General features: G+C 70.0%; 20 protein-coding genes, 1 pseudogene and 1 CRISPR repeat array. Of the genes and pseudogenes, 7 read left to right on the forward strand and 14 right to left on the reverse strand.

All coding sequences use genetic code 11. The annotated features are described in order from the left end of the window. Positions 1–359: 359 nt before the first annotated feature. Together AB0I52_RS21795 and AB0I52_RS21800 are read left to right on the forward strand one after the other, a co-directional pair. On the forward strand, positions 360–704 hold the full coding sequence (locus AB0I52_RS21795) for an STAS domain-containing protein (protein ID WP_363074969.1): 345 nt from the start codon (positions 360–362) through the stop codon (positions 702–704). Between the two features lie 237 nt (positions 705–941). Beyond that, complete coding sequence (locus AB0I52_RS21800; protein WP_363074971.1) at positions 942–1,919, forward strand: peptidoglycan-binding protein; 978 nt, start codon at positions 942–944, stop codon at positions 1,917–1,919. A gap of 133 nt (positions 1,920–2,052) precedes the next feature. Here the strand turns inward: AB0I52_RS21800 and AB0I52_RS21805 are convergent, their stop codons facing one another. The 3 genes from AB0I52_RS21805 to AB0I52_RS21815 all read right to left on the reverse strand — a co-directional run bounded on the left by AB0I52_RS21805 (position 2,053) and on the right by AB0I52_RS21815 (position 5,338). Then, positions 2,053–3,045, reverse strand: coding sequence for a sigma-70 family RNA polymerase sigma factor (locus AB0I52_RS21805; protein WP_363074973.1), 993 nt, complete (start codon positions 3,043–3,045; stop codon positions 2,053–2,055). A 100-nt stretch (positions 3,046–3,145) separates the two neighbouring features. Next, positions 3,146–3,829, reverse strand: a complete 684-nt coding sequence (locus AB0I52_RS21810) for a L,D-transpeptidase family protein (protein WP_363074975.1) — start codon at positions 3,827–3,829, stop codon at positions 3,146–3,148. Positions 3,830–4,018: 189 nt separating this feature from the next. Continuing rightward, complete coding sequence (locus AB0I52_RS21815; protein ID WP_363074977.1) at positions 4,019–5,338, reverse strand: MFS transporter; 1,320 nt, start codon at positions 5,336–5,338, stop codon at positions 4,019–4,021. A 63-nt stretch (positions 5,339–5,401) separates the two neighbouring features. Between AB0I52_RS21815 and AB0I52_RS21820 the strand changes: the two genes are divergently transcribed. Next, the gene (locus AB0I52_RS21820) at positions 5,402–6,355 is read left to right on the forward strand and encodes a LysR family transcriptional regulator (RefSeq protein WP_362953976.1); all 954 of its coding nucleotides are present in this window, start codon (positions 5,402–5,404) and stop codon (positions 6,353–6,355) included. 16 nt (positions 6,356–6,371) lie between these two features. Here the strand turns inward: AB0I52_RS21820 and AB0I52_RS21825 are convergent, their stop codons facing one another. Both AB0I52_RS21825 and AB0I52_RS21830 read right to left on the reverse strand, forming a co-directional pair. Continuing rightward, entirely contained in the window at positions 6,372–6,590 is a 219-nt protein-coding gene (locus AB0I52_RS21825) for a DUF397 domain-containing protein (protein WP_363074980.1), read from the reverse strand. Next, positions 6,587–7,435: a helix-turn-helix transcriptional regulator gene (locus tag AB0I52_RS21830; RefSeq protein ID WP_363074982.1), complete on the reverse strand. Its 849-nt coding sequence runs from the start codon at positions 7,433–7,435 to the stop codon at positions 6,587–6,589. Before AB0I52_RS21830 ends, AB0I52_RS21825 begins: the two co-directional genes overlap by 4 nt. Before the next feature lie 144 nt (positions 7,436–7,579). On the opposite strand from AB0I52_RS21830, the pseudogene AB0I52_RS21835 reads away from it, so the two are divergent. Further along, a pseudogene (locus tag AB0I52_RS21835) lies at positions 7,580–8,008 on the forward strand (ATP-binding protein); the annotation flags it as partial. Between the two features lie 20 nt (positions 8,009–8,028). Beyond that, positions 8,029–8,545: direct repeats of the CRISPR family, unit length 29 nt; unit sequence GGGACCATCCCCGCACGCGCGGGGAGCAG. 462 nt (positions 8,546–9,007) lie between these two features. On the opposite strand, the gene AB0I52_RS21840 reads toward AB0I52_RS21835, so the two are convergent. The 4 genes from AB0I52_RS21840 to AB0I52_RS21855 form a co-directional block, all read right to left on the reverse strand. After that, entirely contained in the window at positions 9,008–10,642 is a 1,635-nt protein-coding gene (locus AB0I52_RS21840) for a hypothetical protein (protein ID WP_363074984.1), read from the reverse strand. Between the two features lie 363 nt (positions 10,643–11,005). Continuing rightward, entirely contained in the window at positions 11,006–12,664 is a 1,659-nt protein-coding gene (locus AB0I52_RS21845) for a hypothetical protein (protein ID WP_363074986.1), read from the reverse strand. A gap of 198 nt (positions 12,665–12,862) precedes the next feature. Further along, complete coding sequence (locus AB0I52_RS21850) at positions 12,863–13,330, reverse strand: NUDIX domain-containing protein (protein ID WP_363074988.1); 468 nt, start codon at positions 13,328–13,330, stop codon at positions 12,863–12,865. A gap of 37 nt (positions 13,331–13,367) precedes the next feature. Beyond that, on the reverse strand, positions 13,368–14,129 hold the full coding sequence (locus tag AB0I52_RS21855) for an alpha/beta hydrolase (RefSeq protein ID WP_363074990.1): 762 nt from the start codon (positions 14,127–14,129) through the stop codon (positions 13,368–13,370). Positions 14,130–14,242: 113 nt separating this feature from the next. On the opposite strand from AB0I52_RS21855, the gene AB0I52_RS21860 reads away from it, so the two are divergent. Next, positions 14,243–15,397, forward strand: coding sequence for an adenosine deaminase (locus AB0I52_RS21860; protein ID WP_363074992.1), 1,155 nt, complete (start codon positions 14,243–14,245; stop codon positions 15,395–15,397). 134 nt (positions 15,398–15,531) lie between these two features. Continuing rightward, on the forward strand, positions 15,532–15,846 hold the full coding sequence (locus AB0I52_RS21865) for a hypothetical protein (RefSeq protein WP_363074994.1): 315 nt from the start codon (positions 15,532–15,534) through the stop codon (positions 15,844–15,846). 70 nt (positions 15,847–15,916) lie between these two features. Here the strand turns inward: AB0I52_RS21865 and AB0I52_RS21870 are convergent, their stop codons facing one another. From AB0I52_RS21870 to afsQ1, 5 genes are all read right to left on the reverse strand, one after another. Further along, positions 15,917–16,123: a PspC domain-containing protein gene (locus AB0I52_RS21870; RefSeq protein WP_363074996.1), complete on the reverse strand. Its 207-nt coding sequence runs from the start codon at positions 16,121–16,123 to the stop codon at positions 15,917–15,919. Between the two features lie 93 nt (positions 16,124–16,216). Further along, positions 16,217–16,765 (reverse strand): VanZ family protein, encoded by a 549-nt coding sequence (locus tag AB0I52_RS21875; RefSeq protein WP_363074998.1) that lies wholly within the window; start codon positions 16,763–16,765, stop codon positions 16,217–16,219. A 90-nt stretch (positions 16,766–16,855) separates the two neighbouring features. Beyond that, positions 16,856–17,470: a hypothetical protein gene (locus AB0I52_RS21880; protein WP_363075000.1), complete on the reverse strand. Its 615-nt coding sequence runs from the start codon at positions 17,468–17,470 to the stop codon at positions 16,856–16,858. Beyond that, complete coding sequence (locus AB0I52_RS21885) at positions 17,470–19,008, reverse strand: HAMP domain-containing sensor histidine kinase (protein ID WP_363075002.1); 1,539 nt, start codon at positions 19,006–19,008, stop codon at positions 17,470–17,472. The genes AB0I52_RS21880 and AB0I52_RS21885 overlap by 1 nt, the downstream gene beginning before the upstream one ends. Continuing rightward, positions 19,005–19,682 carry a two-component system response regulator AfsQ1 gene (afsQ1, locus tag AB0I52_RS21890; protein WP_026171255.1) on the reverse strand — a complete coding sequence of 226 codons (678 nt, stop codon included), beginning with the start codon at positions 19,680–19,682 and terminating at the stop codon, positions 19,005–19,007. The genes AB0I52_RS21885 and afsQ1 overlap by 4 nt, the downstream gene beginning before the upstream one ends. A gap of 192 nt (positions 19,683–19,874) precedes the next feature. Between afsQ1 and AB0I52_RS21895 the strand changes: the two genes are divergently transcribed. Then, positions 19,875–20,636 carry a SigE family RNA polymerase sigma factor gene (locus tag AB0I52_RS21895; RefSeq protein ID WP_363075004.1) on the forward strand — a complete coding sequence of 254 codons (762 nt, stop codon included), beginning with the start codon at positions 19,875–19,877 and terminating at the stop codon, positions 20,634–20,636. Positions 20,637–20,809 lie beyond the last annotated feature (173 nt).

Raw genomic sequence — 20,809 nt, forward strand, 5'->3', positions numbered from 1 at the left:
CCGGGGAAGCTCATCGGCTCCTTGAGCCACACCAGGATCTGTCGGCGGGCTGGATTGGACGTGCACCGGAGCCGGCCGTTTCACCCGTAGAGAGGGGAGATCTGACCGGATCGGTTCACAGTAGGCACACAGATGACTGGAGTTGGCGCATCTTCATCGGCTGTCGATCGACAGTCGGTCGGCTGTTGATCGGCAGCCGATCGGCGACCGGTCGGCTGCCGGTTGCCCCTGCGATGCGGGGAGCGGCCGTCGCGGAGGTGGCCGGAGAGGTTCATGGGAGGCTCGGGGCACCCGGGCGCCCCGAGCCGCCGGTCGTGCGGAGTGCTGGGGTCCGAAGGGAAGCGGCGAGCGGCTGGGCGATGAGTTTCGGCCACCGGACCGGTCTTCCTGATGTGGATGCCATGACCCCGATCGTTCTCACCGTCTCCGGACGCCTCACCCGGTCCGCCGTCCCCGGGCTCTGCGCCGAGCTGGAGGCGCTGCTGGCCACCGCGGACACGCAGGTGACGGTGGTGGACTGCGACGTGGGCGGGCTCGTCCACCCCGACCTCGCCGCCGTTGAGGCGGTCGCCCGGCTGTCGCTGGTCGCCCGCCGGTCGGGCGGCAGACGGCTCCGGCTGCGCGGAACACGTCCCGAACTCCGGCTGCTGCTGGACCTGGTGGGGTTGGGGGACGTGGTCGGGCTGGCGGAGACGCCTCCCTGAACCGGATCCGCCGAATCCCGGAGCGGAAGAGTGGCGAAGGCCGGTCCGGAGTCCTTCGGGTGTGTGCGAGGACCCTGATTGGGCCCAGACCGGGCCCATGGGCCTATGGCCGGATCGGTGTCGCCTCCTTAACGTCTATGCGAGTAGACGTTGTGACGTGAGCACTTCAATTGCCTGCTTTCCGGGGTGACCACGTCGACAACCCGTGCCCGATTCAGCAGATCTGAGGGAGCGAACATGTGCGATTCCTGCGCAACGGCGGTGGAGGCGACGGCGGAGAGGCCGGAGCCGCGCGGTGGCCTGTCCCGTCGCGGACTGATCGCCGGGATGGGTCTCGGACTCGGTCTTTCCGCGGTGGGCCTGGGGACCGGAGCCACCGCGGCCTTCGCGGCCACGGCGAAGAACGGCCGGTGGGCCAACCCCGCTCTCGGTCACTTCCCCGCCGGCGGCAACTACGGCGCCTCCCGGGGCGGCGCCGCGCACGCCGGTCAGGACGTCTCGAACTCGACGGGTACCGGGGTCTACGCGGCGGCGGCCGGCACGGTCGTCCGCCGGGCGTGGGGCGGCGGCCTCACCGGCCGGACCGGCAACGCCCTGGTCATCTCGCACGGCAGCGGCCAGTACACCTACTACGGTCACCTCAGCGCCTACCGGGTCGCGCTCAACGCCACGGTCGCCGCCGGCCAGCGCATCGCCGACATGGGAGCCACCGGCAATGTGACAGGGCCCCACCTGCACTTCGAGACGCATTCGGGAGGGCTCGGCGTCACGACCAACCCGGTCACCTTCATGGCCGCACGGGGCGTGGACCTGGGCGGCGGCTGGCCCAGGATCGACCCCGGTGCGAGCGGAAAGACGGTCGTCGTCATTCAGTACCTGATGGCGAAGCGCGGGTACGGCCTGGTCGCCGACGGGCAGTACGGCTCGGTCTCGTCCGCCGCCGTCAAGGCCTTCCAGAAGGCCAAGGGCCTGGTGGCCGACGGCCAGGTGGGACCGGCGACCTGGCCGCATCTCGTCTACACCCTGCGGCAGGGCAGCAGCGGCTCCCACGTCCAGGCCCTGCAGACCGCGCTGAACAAGCGCAGCGCCGGCCTGGTGGCCGACGGCACGTTCGGCGCGGTCAGCACGTCCGCCGTACGCACGTACCAGGGAGTCAACCGGTTGGTCGTCGATGGCGAGGCAGGCCCGCTGACCTGGCAGGCACTGGTCGGCTGACGGTTGTGCCGACTCCCTGGGCCACGTGGGGACCGTAGCGGATGACGCACGGCAGGCACGTGGCCCGGGGCGTGGGACGAGCAGGCCGGGTGGCCGGCGGACCACCCGGCCTGCCCCCGCACCACCTACGGCCTCACGCCGCGTCCGCCTCCAGGTGATCGGGCAGCCCGAACAGCGGGAACCAGCGCGGGGTGTCCAGGAAGCAGTGCATCCCGGTGATCGCACCGTCCGCGATGTCGATGACCTGCACCGCCCAGGGCACGAACCCGGGCCCGTCCGGATTCGGCTTGTAGTGCGCGAACGCCGGGGTGCCGTTCGCCGACGTCGCGATCAGCCGGGAGCCCGCGCAGGACGCACCGATGGAGGTCATGAAGCCCGTGATGTCGTCGTGCCCCTGGAGCCAGAGGTCGAACGGCGGCATCGTCATGATGGCGTCCTCGTGGAGCAGCGCGGTCAGCGCCTTCATGTCGTAGCCCTCGAACGCCGCCACGTACCGCTCCAGGAGCTTGCTCTGCTCCTCGTCGAGCGGATCGGCGGCGTCGGCGGGCGTGTCCTTGTGTTCGCTGATCGTCGCCCGCGCCCGCTGGAGGGCGCTGTTGACCGACGCGACCGAGGTGTCGAGCAGCTCGGCGACCTCGCTCGCCTTCCACGCGAGCACCTCGCGCAGGATCAGCACGGCCCGCTGCTTGGGCGGCAGATGCTGTAACGCGGCGACGAACGCGAGCCGCACCGACTCGCGCGCCACAGCCGCCTCGGCCGGGTCCGCGACGGACGGCAGGATCCGCCCGTCCGGCATCGGCTCCAGCCAGGTGTTCTCCGGCAGCGGATTGAGCGCGGCCTGCGCGAGCGGCGTCGGGCCGGACAGATCGACGGGCCTGGCGCGCTTGTTGCCCGCGTTCAGCATGTCGAGACAGACGTTCGTCGCGATCCGGTACAGCCAGGACCGCAGCGAGGAACGGCCCTCGAACTTGTCGAAGTTGCGCCAGGCACGCACCAGCGTGTCCTGGACCGCGTCCTCCGCCTCGAAGGCCGAGCCGAGCATCCGGTAGCAGTACCCGGTCAGCTCGACCCGGTGTCCTTCGAGGCGGCTGTCGACATCGCCCGCCGTCGCCGTCAGATCACCCATAGCGTCGCTCCACCCCTGTCGCGCTGTGACACCACTCACTTCAGCACTTCGGAAGCTACCCCAGGGCACTGACAACGGGGGCGGGAAGAGCGGAAAGCGGTCACGTTCCGAGCTTGCGCCCGTACACGTACACGTCGTCGCCGTTCTTCAGCAGCTTCCAGTACGACTTCGCGTCGGCGGTGCGCATGTTGACGCAGCCGTGCGACCCCGGCGGGTTCCACATCTTCACGCCCACCGAGTGGAACGCCTGCCCGCCGTCGAAGAACTGGGAGTACGGCATCGACACGTGGTAGATCGACGACACGTGGTTGATGTGGCGCCAGTAGATCTTCTTCGCCCCGGTACGGGTCTCGTACCCGTCCCGCCCGGTCCGCACCGGCACCGGCCCGAACTTCAGCTTCTTGCCGTCCTGGATCCAGCTGATCTGCCGGGTCAGGTCCACGCACGCGATACGCCCCTTGTTGGTGGGGCACTTCTTGGCCTTGTTCGGGTTCTTGCCGGCCGCCTTCTGGGCGGTGAGCGTCTGCATGGTGCGCCAGGTGACCGGCCCGGCGTATCCGATGGTGGGCGTGACCCCGTACGTGCTCTGGAACGACCGGATCGCCTTGCAGTCGGCCGCGGACTGCTTGCCGTCCACCTTCAGGTGCAGGTACTTCTCGACCTGCTTCTGGTACGGCCCCTTGGACGTCGTGCAGGACGCCGCCTGCGCGGACGTGCCGCTGCCGAGGACGAGCGCCGGTATCGCGGTCAGCCCCGCGACGGACAGCGCGAGCCCGCGCCGCATCCGCGCGCCTCGTACTCCCCGTATGCCCCGTCTGTCCTGGACGTTCGTGATGCTCCCCGTGACTCCCATGTACGCCAACTCCCCTTCGCGCGCAGTGCGGTGATTCCGCCTGCTAGACGCGCGTCGGGGAGTGGTTGGTTGTGCGCCGTATGTCTCGGTTCTGTACGGAGGGAACCGGGGCCGGCTGTCTCAGTTCCGGACGGGCACCATGACGGCCGGCCGGCGCCGCTCGATGCGCGCGGCCCGCGTCCCGTACAGCGTGATCGAGACGACACCGAGCACCGCGAACAGTCCCAGAGCGACCGTGCCCGCCCAGCCGCCGGAGTGGAAGGCGACCGCGCCGAGCGTGCCGCCCGCGCTGGAGCCGAGGTAGTACGCCGACTGGTACAGCGCCGACGCCTGGGCCCGGCCCTTGGTGGCCGTACGGCTGACGGAGGAGGAGGCGACCGCGTGCCCCGCGAAGAAGCCCGCCGTGATCAGGACGAGACCGAGGAGCACGGCTGCCAGCCGGTCGGCCAGCGAGAGCAGCAGACCGGCGGCCGTGGTGGAGACGGCGAGGTACAGCGCACCCCGGCGCCCCAGCCGGGCGACGAGCCTCCCCGCCGCCGCGGAGGAGACCGTTCCGACCAGATAGACCAGGAAGATCGAGCCGACGATCCCCTGCGGGAGGTTGAACGGCGCCTCCACGAGACGGAAGCCGATCACCGTGTACACCGCGCCGAACACCGTCATGAACAGCGCGCCGATCGCGTACAGCCGGCGCAGCAGCGGGTCGGCGAGGTGCCCGCCGACGGTACGGGCGAGCGCCTTCGGGTTCAGCGAGCCGGGGGTGAAGTGCCGGGCCCTGGGGATCATGAGGTGGAAGACGACGGCGCAGGCCACGGCCAGCACACCGACCGAGCCGAGCGCGGCCCGCCAGCCCCACAGCTGGGCGACCCAGCCGGTGAGGATGCGCCCGCTCATCCCGCCGATGCTGTTGCCGGCCACGAACAGTCCGATCGCCGCTACCAGCGCCTTGGGCCGCACCTCCTCCGCGAGGTACGCCATCGCGGACGCGGGCAGCCCGGCGAGTGCGGCGCCCTGCACGGCGCGCAGCGCGATCAGCCAGCCGAGCGACGGCGCGAACGGCACGAACAGTCCCACCACGACCGCGACCGTCAGCGAGGCGGTCATCATCTGCCGCCGCCCGAACCGCTCGGACAGCGCGCTCATCGGCAGGACGAAGAGCGCCAGCGCACCCGTCGCCGCGGAGACCGTCCAGCTCGCCTGTCCGGCCGTGGCGCCGAAGGAGGCGGAGACGGCGGGCAGCAGGGCCTGGGTGGAGTAGAGGAGTGCGAAGGTCGCGACACCGGCGGCGAAGAGCGCGAAACTCATCCGGCGGTAGCCGGGCCCACCGGGTTCGAGCCGGTCCGCGGTGGCGGTCTCGGCGGCGGCTGCGGCGGTTACGGGGGACGGCTGGGTCGAGGCGGCCACGGTCAGGGTGGACGCCCCGGTACTGGCGGGAGGCATGCCAAGAACGTAGGCCGCACACCTTTCATGCGTCCAATGCGCAAACGGGCGATAATCAATCCCATGGCGCATCAGCACAGCTCACAGCCACGGCTGTCACCAAGCAGTTACGAAGAAGACATCCGCGCGGTCCTCGCTCCACGGCTCGCGTACTTCGAGGCGGTGGCCCGGCACGAGCACGTGACCCGCGCCGCGCACGAGCTGGGCGTGCCGCAGTCCACGCTCTCGCGCGCCATGGTCAGGCTGGAACAGGACCTGGGAGTCGCCCTGTTCGCCCGCAAGGGCCGTACCGTCTCCCTCACCCCTGCGGGCCGCACCTTCCTCGGCTCTGCGGAACGGGCGCTCGCCGAGGTGGAGAAGGCCGCCGACTCGGTACGGGCGGACGCCGACCCCACCGCGGGCAAGGTCGCCTTCGGCTTCCTCCACACGATGGGCTCGGAGACCGTCCCCGCCCTGATCCGCGCCTTCCGCGCCGACCACCCCCGGGTCCGCTTCCAGCTCGTCCAGAACTACGGCGAGGCCATGATCGAACGCCTCCGCGCGGGCGGCCTCGACCTCTGCCTCACCTCACCCGTCCCGGACGCCCCGGACCTGGTCGCCCGGCGCCTGGACGAACAGCGACTGCGCCTGGTCGTCCCCGACGACCACCGCCTCGCCACCCGCCGCCGCATCCGCCTGGCGGAGGCCGCCGACGAAACCTTCGTCACCCTGGAACCCGGCTACGGCCTGCGCCGCATCACGGACGACCTCTGCGCGGAGGCGGGCTTCGTCCCCCGCGTCGCCTTCGAGGGCGAGGAGGCCGAAACCCTGCGCGGCCTGGTGGCGGCAGGCCTGGGCGTGGCCCTGCTCCCGCCTCCGGCGGTGGCCCGCCCCGGCGTGGTGGAGCTGACGGTGACGGCACCGCGGGCCGCTCGGGAGATCGGCGTGGCCTGGCTGGACGGGCACCCGGACACCCCGCCGGTGGCGGCGTTCAAGAAGTTCCTGCTGTCGCGGCGGGGGCACCTGTTGCCGGAGTGAGCGGCGCCGGTGGGTGTCAGGACTGTGCGGCGGAGGACGCGGACGACGCGAACGCGGTGAAGTCCGTCCAGGCGGTGGCGGAGACGCTGAACGGGCGACGGGCGGTGTCCTTGGAGTCGCGGACGTGGACGGCGTCGGCGTGGGGGGCCTCGCTGTGGAGGGCGACCTCGATGCAGTTGTCGCCGTCGCCGCCGCTGTAGCTGCTCTTGAACCAATTCAGCTCTGTTGTGGTCATAGCGCTCCTCGCATCTGTTTCAGCAAGCTCACCGTAGCCCGGCAATCCAGGGCCTGGGAACGCAGCTTGCCATAGCGCTGAAGCAGGATGCTCACTTCGCTAGGAGCGGTGATCAGGGCGCTTGAACGGTGTCCCTCGGTGTAACCGAACCACTGGTTGTGCGGACTCTCGGCCAGATACAACTGCCCGTCGATTCCCGTGTGATCCTCTTGCCTGAGCGGCATGATCTGGATCTCTACGTTTGTGTACGACCCGAGGCGCAGCAGGTGGTCGATGACGCCCCGGGTGACATCCGGCCCGCCGACGTGGCGCTCCAGAACGCACTGCTCGATGACGAAGCTGAAGGCGGTGTTCGGATGCTCGGTCAGGAGCCGCTGCCGCTCGACCCTGGCCGCCACCTGTCGCTCGATCTGCGTCGCGGTGAGGGGTGGGAGCTGGCGTTCAAACAGCGCCTGGATGTATCCGTCCGGCTGTAACAGCCCCGGGATGCCCCGGCACTCGTACGCGTACAGCGTGATCGCTTCCTCCTCGATCCCCGCCCACTGCAGGAACCAGGACGCCAGACCGGACTTGCGCCGAAGGCTCCGCGCCGCAGCGGCGAGAACCTTGCCCGCGACCGGCCCGAGGGCTTCCGCAGCCCGCTCGGGGAGGTCCTCGGGTGGGAACCGCCTGCCCTGCTCGATCTTGGCGATGTAGGCCGCCGAGTACCGCACGCGGGGTGCGAACTCCTCCTGGGTGAGGCCGGCCGCTTCGCGCAGGGCCTTCATGACCGCGCCGAACGTCTTCAGGCTGTCGGAGAGTTCGGGTTCGCCATGGGTGGTGGTGCTGTCGTGGTTCGCCGTCATCGTTGCCCCGTCTTTCGCGCATGGATCAACGCAGCCAGACTCACGGAGTGTTACCCGTCCCGTCCAGAGAACCAACCCATACAAGTGAACGTGTATGGGTGTTGTTCCTACTGGCGGGGGTGACCGAGACGGAACGCTGAGCGCATGACGGCTCTCCAGGCACAACCGCCCGTAACTGTACGTGTGTTCGCCCAGAAGTGCTCGGCCACCCGCCGCGGTGCGACGCTGGCGCGGCACCTCGCGGTGTGGAAGCTCGACACGTGGGGGATCCCGTACGGCACCCGGCTCTCCGACACGGTGGCGCTCCTCGTAGCGGAGCTCGCGGCCAATGCGGTCCTGCACGGGCGGGTACCGGGCCGCGACTTCGAGCTGCGGCTCATGTACCCGTACGAGGAGGCCGGGGTCGTACGGATCGAGGTGTCGGACACCCACGAGACCCGCCCGACCCCTTCGGCGGCGCGGCAACCCGACCCGGATGCCGATGGAGGCCGGGGACTGCTCATCGTGGAGTCCATCGCTGCCCGCTGGGGTGTGAGCGACCGGGTGGGGCCGGGCAAGACGGTGTGGGCGGAGGCGGGTGGGGTGGCGGGCGGCTGTGAGGTGTCTCATGTGCGGGGAGCAGTTGGAAGTCGGCACGTTCGCGACCGACACCGTGGGACCATCCCCGCGTGAGCGGGGAGCAGCCCGATGTATGGGCCGACGTGGTGCAGGCGAAGGGACCATCCCCGCACGCGCGGGGAGCAGACGGCAACGAGCGACCGGTCGGCGCCGAGGTCGGGACCATCCCCGCACGCGCGGGGAGCAGGGCGATGAGTCCGTCGATGACGGCGGCGGCGCGGGACCATCCCCGCACGCGCGGGGAGCAGGCACGCGGGTCCCTTCTCCCACTGCTGAACCAGGGACCATCCCCGCACGCGCGGGGAGCAGGACGGCGCCGCAGGTGCGGGTGACGGCGAAGGGGGACCATCCCCGCACGCGCGGGGAGCAGCACATCCGCGGGTACACCGAGGTGCTCGACCAGGGACCATCCCCGCACGCGCGGGGAGCAGACCTCGGACGGCGCGTTCGTCGCGTCGTATGAGGGACCATCCCCGCACGCGCGGGGAGCAGACTGCGCGACCTGCGGGTTTACGGCATGCGGCAGCAGTTTCCCATCATCTTCAGGGAATCCGGCAAAACGTCCATGAGGCCTCGAATCGGATGGCGAACCACAGGGTCGCGAGGACAAGAACTTAGCCTCAGCCCGCCACCCATGAGGCGCATACGCGAGAACGCACCCCGTATTTCTGCAAGCATCGCCACACCACCGTCCCGCGCCAGGCAGGGTTTCCCTTGCCCATGAAGCATGACAACCGAGTGAGGCAGGCGCTCCCACCTCCAGCCCAGGCCTGCTGGCCCCGAGCTCTCTCCCCGGCCGGCCACGACAGCCGCCCTGAACAGGCCTGTCCGACCGCCGCCGGCCGACCGCCGCCGGTCGGCCGCCGCCGGCCGACCGCCGGCCGACCGCCGCCAGCCGACCGTCGGCCCGGCCGCCGGCCAACGACCGGTCGGCCGGCCAGCTCCCCCCGCCCCCTACCGCTTGAACGTCACTTCCTTCGAGTCCTTCTCGCGGTCATACGTACCCGCGAAGCCCCAGTTCTTCCAGCCGCCGTCGCCGTTGTTGACGATGGTGCCGTTCTTGATGGAGAAGATGTCGACGCCGTCCACCACCGCGATGTGTTCGAGGCCGGAAACCCCGGAGAAGGAGAGGTCGTTGAAGTTCTTCACCGCGATGATGTTCGTGTCGGGGAAGGTGCGGCTGTACTCGTCGATCAGTGACTTGTTCAGCTCGGCGTCGTCGCCCGGCTTCTTGCCGGAGAAGTCGGTACCGGGGTACGTCCCCTCCGTGTACTTCGGTGCGCCGTCGTTGAAGTTGACCGACTCCGTGCCGGTGGAGGTGGAGTCGGCGTCCAGGTCAGCGGGTTCCGGCTGCTTGAACGTGGCTTCCGAGCCGTCGCGGGTGGAGTCGCCGTAGTAGGCCCAGTTGGTGTAGCCGCCGTCGCCGTCGTTGCTGAACTTTCCCTTGTCGAAGACGTACACGTCGAACACGGCCCGGCCCGAGGCGATGTCGTCGCCGGTCTCCTCGTCGTGGTATTTGGGGGAGTTCAGCCGGTACCGGCTTTCGTTGATGAACGAGTCCGGCTTCTCGACCCAGTGTGACGACTGCTCCGAGTGCATCGCGACCACGTTGTAGTCCGGGTAGCAGCGCCGCATGTCGTTCACGAGCATCCGGACCGCCTGCGCCGAACCTTCGTTGTCCAGCGGGGAGTACGTGTTGTAGTACCGGTTCCTGTCGGGCGGTTCCTGGCCCTCGATCTGGCAGCCCTCGTCGCCGGGCTTCCAGTCCTTCTTCCGCTTGGGGCGGGGCGGCTCGTTGAAGGTGACCGTGCGCTTGTCGTCACTGACGTCGTAGTAGCCCTTGAACGCGCGGTTCTTCCAGCCGAGGTCGGCGTTGTCGGCCCAGGTGAACTTGCCGGTCTTGAAGGCGTAGACGCGGTACGTCGTGCCGCTGATCTCCACGGTCGAGATCATCGCCGCGCCGTCCATCTGCTGGAGGTTTCCCTCGTGGGGCTGCGCGATGACGATGTTGTAGTCGGGGAGGCAGTAGGAGAGGTCGTCGAGCGCCAGCTTGACGCGCTTCTCCTTGTTCTTCTCGTTGTTGACCTTGTCGACGATGAAGTTGACCAGGTACGAGTACCCCCAGGCGGCCGCCGTGCTGGTGGGGCCGTTGCCCGGGACGGAGATGTTCGAGCTCGACGACCGTTCACGCGGCTCGAAGCACAGGCTGGGGAGCGCGTTGCCCTTGCCGTCGGTCTTGCCGGGCTTGTCACCGGACTCGTCGGGCTTGCCGCCCGGTACGCCGCCGGAGTCGCCGGGCTGGTCGTCGGGGGCGCTGACGGGCTCGACGGGTTCGGTGGGGTCTTCGCCGCCGGAATCGGAGCCGCCGTCGGTGACAGCGTTGTCAGCAGCGCATTCGCCGCCGCCGCCCGTGGTGGCCGCCAGGCGGCAGATCTGTACGTGTGCGGAGCTGGTGATGTCGCCGCCGATGGTGGCGGCGACGATCGCGCCGACCACGGCGACGACGACCCCCAGCAGGGCCAGGTACTCGATCGCCGTCTGCCCCGTGCTCGTGCGTACGCCTCGGCGTATGCGTTCGCTCTGCTTCACGTGTCACCTCGTCGTGGTTCGCCCCCGAGCCACCGGGGGCGGGTCCGCCTGCCGGGACACGAACCGTAACGACAGCACCGGGGCCCACCGACAGTGCCCAAAGGCCCATACCAGGACCCAAATCGCGGATGCGTGCAGACGGGCAGGGCGTTCGCCCGTTTCTCGGCGGACCCCGGACCCCGGACCCCGGGCCGGCGGGCCGCCCCTGCTGTCTGTCGCTCGGTGCCGGTCTGCGGTGAACGCACCTCCGACCGGTCGGGACAGCCGCCCTCGACGGGCACGTCCGACCGGTCGGAGGTGCTGTCCCCCGGGCCGTGCCGGGCCTCGCGCGCCGGACGGGAGAGGGGGCTTCGCGGACACTCGCTAGCGCTTGAAGGTCACTTCGTTGGAGTCCTTGTCGCGGTCGTAGGTGCCGGTGAAGCCCCAGTTCTTCCAGCCGCCGTCGCCGTTGTTGATGACGGTGCCGTTCTTGACGGAGAAGATGTCGACCCCGTCCACCACCGCCAGGTGTTCGAGGCCCGACACCCCGGAGAAGGAGAAGTCGTTGAAGTTCTTCACCGCGATGATGTTCGTGTCGGGGAAGGCGCGGCCGTACTCGTCGATCAGGGACTGGGTGAGCTCGGAATCGTCGCCGGGCACCTTGCCGTCGTAGTCGGTACCGGGGTACGGCCGGTCGTCGTCCTTGTACTTCGGCGCCCCGTCGTTGAAGTTGACCGACTCGGTTCCGGAGGAGTTGGAGTCGGCTTCCAGGTCGGCGGGTTCCGGCTGTTCGAAGGTCACCTCCGAGCCGTCGCGGTCGAAGTCGCCGTAGAACGCCCAGTTGATGTAGCCGCCGTCGCCGTCGTTGCTGAACTTTCCCTTGTCGAAGACGTACACGTCGAACACGGCCCGGCCCGAGGCGATGTCGTTTCCGGTCTCCTCCTTGGTGTACTCGTTCGAGTTCAGCCGGTACCGGCTCTCGTTGATGAACGAGTCCGGCTTCTCGACCCAGTGCGAGGACTGCTCCGAGTGCATCGCGACCACGTTGTAGTCCGGGTAGCAGCGCCGCATGTCGTTCACCAGTCTGCGTACCGCCACGGACGAACCGTCTTTGTCCAGCGGGGAGTAGGTGTTGTAGTACCGGTTCCGGTCGGGCGGTTCCTGGCCCTCGATCTGGCAGCCCTCGTCGCCGGGCTTCCAGTCCTTCTTCCGCTTGGGATGCGGCGGTTCCTGGAACGTGACGGTGTGCTTGTCCTCGCTGACGTCGAAGTAGCCCTTGAACGCGCGGTTCTTCCAGCCCAGCTCGGCGTTGTCGGCCCAGGTGAACTTGCCGGTCTTGAAGGCGTAGACGCGGTACGTCGTGCCGCTGATCTCGACAGTGTCGATCACCGCGGCGCCGTCCATCTGCTGGAGGTTTCCCTCGTGGGGCTGCGCGATGACGATGTTGTAGTCGGGGAGGCAGTAGGAGAGGTCGTCGAGCGCCAGCTTGACGCGCTTCTCCTTGTTCTTCTCGTTGCTGATCTTGTCGACGATGAAGTTGAGCAGTGTGGAGAACCCCCAGGCGGCCGTCTTGCCGAGGATCGAGTTGGCCCCGACGGATATCGATGAGTGCGTTGACCGTTCCCGCGGCTCGGAGCACAGGCTGGGGAGCGCGTTCCCCTTGTTGTCGGTGGGCTTGTCAGTGGGTGTGGCGTCGGGTGTCTCGCCGGACTCGTCGGGCTTGCCGCCCGGTACGCCGCCGGAGTCGCCGGGCTGGTCGTCGGGGGCACTGACGGGCTCGACGGGTTCGGTGGGGTCTTCGCCGCCGGAATCGGAGCCGCCGTCGGTGACAGCGTTGTCGGCAGCGCATTCGCCGCCGCCGCCCGTGGTGGCCGCCAGGCGGCAGATCTGTACGTGTGCGGAGCTGGTGATGTCGCCGCCGATGGTGGCGGCGACGATCGCGCCGACCACGGCGACGACGACCCCCAGCAGGGCCAGGTACTCGATCGCCGTCTGCCCCGTGCTCGTGCGTACGCTGTGGCGTACCCGTTCTCTGCGGTTCACGTGTCACCTCGTCGTGGCTCGCCGGAGTCACCGGGGGCGATCCACCCGCCGGGACGCGAACCGTAGCGATGCCACCGGGGCCCACCGACAGTGCCCAAAGGCCCATGCCAGGACCCAAATCGCGGATGTGTGCAGACGGGCAGGGCGTTCGCCCGTTTCCCGGCGGGCCGCCCCTGCTGTCGGGACGCCGCATTCGCCTCAGTGCTGGACCAGGCCGCCGACCGGTACGGGCGCGACGTGGCCGGTCGCCGGAGCGGTTCGTTCCAGGTCGAGGCCGACATCGATGAGCGATGACCGGCGCAGGGAAGCGACATCGGGGACGGGGGTCCAGACGGACTCGGCGATCTCGCCGTTCGGCTCGGGCCGCAGCCGGCCGCCGGTGATGCGGACCCGGTAGAAGACGCCGACGTTCTGGTGCTCGATCCCCATCCGCGCCTCGGCCGGCGGGATCACCCGGGAGTCCACGCCCAGCAGGCGTTCGACCACCGCGTCGCAGCCGGTCTCCTCGGCGACCTCCCGGATCACCGCGTCGAACGGATCCTCCCCCTGCTCGACCCCGCCGCCCGGAAGGGTCCAGGTGCTCGTACCGTTCGCCGATACGTGACGGGCCAGCAGCACCCGTCCGTCCTCGACGCACACGGCGTACGCCGCCAGTCGGAGACTCACCCCCCGTACCTCCTGTCTGATCCTGTCCAACTCACCGTCAGTGTCCCAGCGACTTCCCGAACCCCGCCGCCAGCGGCATCCGCAGACCCAGTGGCGGCGGGGCCGCCAGGGCGTCGGCGACCGGGCGGGCGTAGGCGTGGGCGAAGAGCGAGCCGCGGATGAAGTCCGCTGCCAGGGCGGCCACTTCGCTGTGGTGCTGGCGCAGCGCGTGGCCGTCCGAGTGGACCTCGAAGCGGCAGGTGTCGCGGTTGGACTTCTTGGCGCGCTCCGCGAGGCGGAAGGAGAGTTCGGGGTCGGCGCGGGCGTCGTTCGTGCCGTGCACCAGCAGGACCTGACGGCCGACCAGGTGCTTCACCGGCTCCGGCTCGGCGTCCGGGCCGGCGGGCAGCCAGGGGGCCAGGGCGAGGACCGCGCCGACCGCCGGGTGGCCGCCCGCGCGCAGGGCCGCGCGGGCGCCCATGCCGTGGCCGGCCAGGCAGACCGGGACGTCGCCGTAGCGGCGTACCACCTCCTCCACGGCCCATTCGGCGTCCGCCGCGAGCCGCGCGTCCGTCGTGTTCCAGCCGCGGCTGCGGTAGCGGACGACGTGCGCGGTGAGGCCGTCGTCCCGGCCCGCGCGGGCCAGGGTGCGGGCCAGCGGGATCTGGAGGGCGTACGAGAGGGGGGAGGGGCGGCGGTCCGAGTCGGGCTCGCCGTCCGGGAGCAGCAGAACCACACCGCTGACCGCGGTCGGTGCTCCGGCCGTTCTGACGGCCCGTCCCAGCCTCGCAGCAGGCAGGGGTAGTGCGCGCTGTGCCATGACGTAACAGTCTCAGAAGTACAGGTGTACACCACCCGTATTCGCGGTCACTGTTACGCATCGACGAGCCGCGCCCAGGAGCGCTCTACGCGCGTAGGCGCTAGAGTGCGTGGATGATGAGCCCGACCCTCAATGTGCCCGGCCAGGATCAGATCCGGCGTGCGCCCAAGGTTCTTCTCCACGACCACCTGGACGGCGGACTGCGCCCCGGGACGATCGTGGACCTCGCCGCGGCGAGCGGATACGAAGGACTCCCGGAGAGCGAGCCCGACAAGCTCGGCGTCTGGTTCCGGGAAGCCGCCGACTCCGGGTCGCTGGAGCGGTACCTGGAGACGTTCGCCCACACCTGTGCCGTCATGCAGACGCGTGACGCGCTGGTCCGGGTCGCCGCCGAGTGCGCGGAGGATCTGGCCGCGGACGGTGTCGTGTACGCCGAGATCCGGTACGCGCCCGAGCAGCACCTGGAAGCCGGGCTCTCCCTCGAAGAGGTCGTCGAGGCCGTCAACGAGGGCTTCCGCGAGGGCGAGCTGCGGGCCCGCCGGGACGGCAACCGGATCCGGGTGGGCGCCCTGCTCACCGCGATGCGGCACGCCGCCCGCTCGCTGGAGATCGCCGAGCTCGCCAACCGCTACCGGGAACAGGGCGTCGTCGGCTTCGACATCGCCGGCGCCGAGGCGGGCTTCCCGCCCACCCGGCACCTCGACGCCTTCGAGTACCTGAAGCGCGAGAACAACCACTTCACCATCCACGCGGGCGAGGCCTTCGGGCTGCCGTCGATCTGGCAGGCCATCCAGTGGTGCGGCGCCGACCGGCTCGGCCACGGCGTCCGCATCATCGACGACATCGAGGTCGCCGAGGACGGCAGCGTGAGGCTGGGCCGCCTCGCCTCCTACGTGCGGGACAAGCGCATCCCGCTGGAGCTGTGCCCGACCTCCAACCTCCAGACCGGCGCCGCCGCCTCGTACGCCGAGCACCCCATCGGGCTGCTGCGCAGGCTGCACTTCCGGGCGACCGTGAACACGGACAACCGGCTGATGAGCGGTACGAGCATGAGCCAGGAATTCGAGAAGCTGACCGAGACATTCGGATACACGCTCGATGACATGCAGTGGTTCACCGTCAATGCGATGAAATCAGCATTCATTCCTTTCGATGAACGTCTGGCGATGATCAGTGACGTCATCAAGCCCGGATACGCCGAGCTGAAATCCGAATGGCTCTTCGAGCAGACCGCTGCGACCAGCGTCTCCACCTCTGTCGCCGGCTGATCGGACCCTCGCGACAAACGGCCGGGAAGGCGAATCCCGGCCGTTTTCGCGTTTTCTCGATGTTTGCGGGACGGGCATGGAACTGGCTACGTTGCAGAGCCGCTCACATCCCCTTCCCCAAGGATGAAATTCACATGAAGCAGTCTGCTGTCAGGACTCTCGGCGTCGCCGCTGTCGGTGCCGCCTTCGCCGCTGCCGCCGCCGGCACCGCTTCGGCCTCCGCGCTGCCGCTCGACGCCGCGACCGGCGCCCTGCCCGTCGCCGGCGCGCTGGCGAACGCCACCTCGACCCTGCCGGTCAAGGACACCGCCACGGACCTCCTCGGCACCAGCCAGACGAAGGTCGTCAACGACGTCACCGCCCCCGCCAAGGGCCTCCTCGGCGGGCTGCCCACGGGCGGCCTGAAGACCGGCGGCCTGACGGCCAACGGCCTGCCGCTCGGCCGCTGACACCCGTACGTCACACGCCTGTGGGCGGGCACCCCGGCCGGGGTGCCCGCCCACAGGCATGGGTACGGGGCTACCAGGTGGTGGAGGCGGACGACGACCGCTCCTCGGGGAACAGCATCCACAGCGCCAGGTACACCAGGAACTGCGGGCCCGGCAGCAGGCACGAGACGAGGAAGATGACGCGCATGGTTCCCGCGGAGGTGCCGAAGCGCTGTGCCAGCGCCGCGCACACTCCACCGATCATGCGTCCGTCACGGGGGCGGGCAAGTGCGGCCATGGTGGGCTCCTTCGCGAACCGTTGACGGGGAGCGGGTCCGTTGTGCTCCCGATACATCCATGGTGACGCGCCGAGCAGGTGCGATGCATCGGTCTACGGGGCGATGCCGACCCTTGGAATCGTCGGGGTCGCCCCCTGAGGGACCTCGTGGCCCGCCGAGGGCAGCACTCGGATCCGCCGCTGCTTGCGGTGGCGCAGCCGCGCCCGGCACGCCGGTACGAACAGCACGTGGGCGAGCGCGACGCCGACCGTGTTCAGGATCAGCGAGTCGACGTCGACGACCTGGCCGGGCACCCCGGTCTGGCCGAGTTCGATGCCCAGCGAGATCAGTGACCCGGCCGCGACGGTACGGGCGAGCGAGGCCCACGGCGAGACGAAGAGCCGGCCCCCGGCCATCGGCAGCAGTACGCCCAGGGGCGCCAGCAGCAGGAGGTCCCCGCCGATCCGGCGGGTGGCGACGGCCGGGCCCATGGCCAGGTCCGCCTTGATGCCGGCGAACGGCTGGAGGTTGGCGGCGGTCATCCACGGCACGTCCAGCGGGCGAAGAGTCAGCCACCCGACGAGCAGCAGATGCGCGAGGAGGAGGAACACTCCGACCGCGCGGAAGCGGATGACGGCTTGGCCGCCCGAACCTTGACGCACGTTCCCCAAGACGCGGGCAGCGGCAGGATCGGTTCCGCTCCTGCGGGGGAGACCTGGCTCACCGTGCGGCGGGACACGGCGGCGCGGCGCTCAGGACAGCCGGACCGCACCCAGGGTCGGTACGGCCTTCGGGCTGGCCTTCGTCTCCGCGGTGCACAGATAGCCGCGCGGCGCGTACGCCCCCGGCCCGCCGAGCATCACCGTGCCGTCCCGGACGAGCGGATCGCTCTCCGTGTACGTACAGACGATCTGGGCCAGCGCCTCGGGTGTCAGGTCCTCCGGCTGCGCGCTGAGCCGCAGCGCGCCCTTCGGGTCGCCCGCGCGCGGCCCGCTGACCCGCAGCGTCGACGGGACGTCCGTGGAGAAGCCCGCCTGCCGCTCGGGGCCCGGGGGCTCCTTCCGCAGCTCGTCCAGGAGGGCGACGGCGACGGTGAGCCGGTCGGACTTCGCCTCCTGGACCCGGACCGTGCGGTCGACCGTGACGAGCTGCGAGTTGCAGACGAGATAGATCTCCGCGGCGGTGCTCCGCCGGGGCTCGGCGGTGGCGTCCGGCGCGGGCACCGCGCACGGCACCCGGGACGGTGCGGGCCCGGCGTCGACCGGCACCGATGTCGTCCTGATCCCGCAGCCGGAGGCCAGTACCGCGCAGAGCACGGCCCCGGCCACCGCCGCGGCGGGGCGTCGGCCCCGGCGTTCGCTGCGCATCACGTCGCGTCGTCCTCCTCGTCCGGGATCTCCGCGTCGGGGCCCTCGGCGGTGCCGCTCAGCGCCTCCGCGTCGCGCGGCAGGCGCAGTACGAACACCGCCCCGTCGCCGTCCGGCGAGTTCGCGGCGGTGATGTCACCGCCGTGGATGTGCGCGTTCTCCATGGCGATCGACAGTCCGAGACCGCTGCCCTCGGACCGCGGCCGGGAGGCACTGGCCTTGTAGAAGCGGTCGAACACATGGGGCAGTACGTCCTCGGGGATGCCGGGACCGTGGTCGCGGACCTCGATGACCAGCTCGTCGCCCTCGGTCCGTACCGTGACCCGGACCGGTGAACCGCCGTGCTTGAGCGCGTTGCCGATCAGGTTCGCCAGGATCACGTCGAGCCGGCGTGGATCGAGGCGGACCATCATGCCGCGCTCGGCGTCCAGATCCACCGCGTCCAGCCAGGCGCGCACGTCTATGCAGGCCGTCACCTGGTCGGCGACGTCGACGGTGTCCAGGACCAGCCGGGCCGTGCCCGCGTCGAAGCGGGTGACCTCCATCAGGTTCTCCACCAGGTCGTTGAGCCGCCGGGTCTCGCTGACCACCAGGTGCACGGCCGGCGCGATCATCGGGTCGAGGTTGTCGGCCTCGTCCTCCAGCACCTCCGCGACCGCGGTGATCGCGGTGAGCGGGGTGCGCAGCTCGTGCGACATGTCGGCGACGAAGCGGCGGCTGGACTCCTCCCGCGCGGTCATGTCCGCGACCTTCTTCTCCAGGGAGCTCGCCGTTCTGTTGAACGTCCGGGAGAGATCGGCCAGTTCATCGGTCCCGGACACGACGAGGCGGGTGTCGAGCTTGCCCTCGCCGAGCTTGCGGGCGGCGTCGCCGAGGCGCTGCACCGGACGCAGCACGGTCGTCGCGGCGGCCTGGGCGAGCAGGGCGGAGCCGACGAGCGCGAGCGCGGTGGCGATCCCCAGCGACCAGGCGAGGGAGTTCAGGTCCTGCCGCTCCTGGTCGAGGGACTTGAGCATGTAGCCGGTCGGGCCACCGCCGATGATCTTCGTGCCGCCGACGAGATACGGCGTGCCGCGGATCGAGGTCCGCTGCCAGAACAGGTGATACGAGTACTTGTTGCCCGCCTTGACCGGCTGCTTCCTGGCGACCTGCTCCCGGAGCGACTGCGGCACGTTGTCCCGGGTGAAGGTGTCCACGTCGGAGTTGCCGACGATCGGCTTGCCCGGATCGCGCTCGTCGATCAGCAGCACGCTGTAGCCGGGGCTGCTGCTGGCCATCTGCGCGGCGGCGTGGTCCAGATCGTCCTTGGTGGGGCTGGGCGGCAGCGAGGCCGCCCGGTTCTGCATCTCCTGGCGGAAGTCCCCGAGCGCCGAGTCCTGGGTGCGGGTCAGCACCGCCTCGCGGTTCAGCCAGTACGCGATCCCGGACGCGGACACCGCGGCGGTCAGCGCCACCAGCGCGAACACGACGACGAGCCGCAGCCGCAGGCTGGTCCAGCGGAGCCCGGCGAGCAGGCCCCGCCGCACAGCCGTGCTCACTGCGGCGAGTCCAGCCGGTATCCCACGCCCCGCACGGTACGGATCAGGGTCGGCGAGGACGGCACGTCCTCCACCTTCGCGCGCAGCCGCTGGACGCAGGCGTCCACCAGCCGGGAGTCACCGAGATAGTCGTGTTCCCAGACCAGGCGCAGCAGCTGCTGCCGGGACAGGGCCTGGCCGGGGCGGCGGCTCAGTTCGAGCAGGAGGCGCAGCTCGGTCGGCGTGAGCTGCAGGTCCTCCCCGTTCTTGGTGACCGTCATCGCGGACCGGTCGATCACCACGTTCCCGAACGTCGCGGAGTCCGTGGACTCGCGCTCGCCCCGGCGCAGCACCGCGCGGATCCGGGCGTCGAGCACCCGGCCCTGTACGGGTTTCACCACGTAGTCGTCGGCACCGGACTCCAGTCCGACCACGACGTCGATGTCGTCGCTGCGCGCGGTGAGCAGAATGATCGGCAACTGGTCGGTGCGCCGGATGCGCCGGCACACCTCGAATCCGTCGATTCCGGGCAGCATCACATCCAGCACGACCAGGTCGGGCCGTTGTTCTCGCAGCAGGTTGAGGCCGTCCTCTCCCGTCGCCGCGGTGGCCACACGGTGGCCCTGGCGTGACAGCGAGAGTTCGAGGGCCGTGCGGATGGCGTCGTCGTCCTCGATCAGCAACAGGAAAGGCACGCTGGTCATTCTGACCCATGGGGGAGCCCTAGTTCGACAGTTGGTCCCCCCTTATGCATCCGGCACCCCCGGATCGCACTCGCGCCGGGCCCTGTGACAGGTCTGTGACAGTCGGGGGACAGCGCCATGAAACTGCCCCGGCAAGCTCGTTGACACAAGGAACGGACGGACTCCACCGACGGGGGGCGCGAGATGAACGCAACTCACAGCATCACCGCAAGCGCAGTTGTCACGCGTCTCCACGACGTCGGACGGACCGCCGAGAAGTCCGGCGCCGCATTGAACGGACGGGGGTGCGTTCGTGGCGTCGGGCGTCAGCACCCGTCGTACATGACGGTGGTCGACGCACCTGCCGCAACGGGCGGGAGCAACGGGGGAAGCACGTACGGGGAGGCCATGGGGGAGCGGCAGGCCCCGGCGCGGGACGAGGACGCCGAAGCGGTGTTCACGGCCTACGTCAGGGAACGCCGTGCCTCTCTGTACGCCACCGCCTATCACCTGACCGGCGACCGGTTCGAGGCCGAGGACCTGCTGCAGAGCGCCCTCTTCTCGACGTACCGGGCATGGGACCGGATCAGTGACAAGGCGGCGGTCGGCGGCTATCTGCGCCGCACCATGACCAATCTGCACATCAGCGCCTGGCGCAGGCGCAAGCTGAACGAATACCCGACCGAGGAGCTGCCGGAGACGGCGGGCGACACGGACGCGATGCGCGGTACCGAGCTGCGTGCCGTGCTCTGGCAGGCGCTGGCGCGGCTGCCGGAGCTCCAGCGCACGATGCTGGTCCTGCGGTACTACGAGGGCCGTACGGACCCGGAGATCGCGTCCATCCTCGACATCAGTGTCGGCACGGTGAAGTCCAGCATCTGGCGGTCACTCCGCCGGCTGCGTGAGGACGACGTCCTCAGCTTCGGCCGTGACGAGGAGGAGTCCTTCGGCGAGCTGGTGGCCTGAGGCGACGGGGGAGCACGGGGACGGGGGAGCACGGGGCCGCCGCTTCGGGGGAGGCGGCGGCGCACGGGGGAAATACGCCGACGGGGTCGGACAGGCCGGGGGGTCCTGTCCGGCCCCGTCGGCGTGTGCGCGGGGGCCGCCCATGACGAGCGGCCCCCGCGCACACGACCGGT

The sequence above is a fragment of the Streptomyces sp. NPDC050423 genome, from assembly GCF_040655445.1.
Lineage (GTDB): Bacteria > Actinomycetota > Actinomycetes > Streptomycetales > Streptomycetaceae > Streptomyces.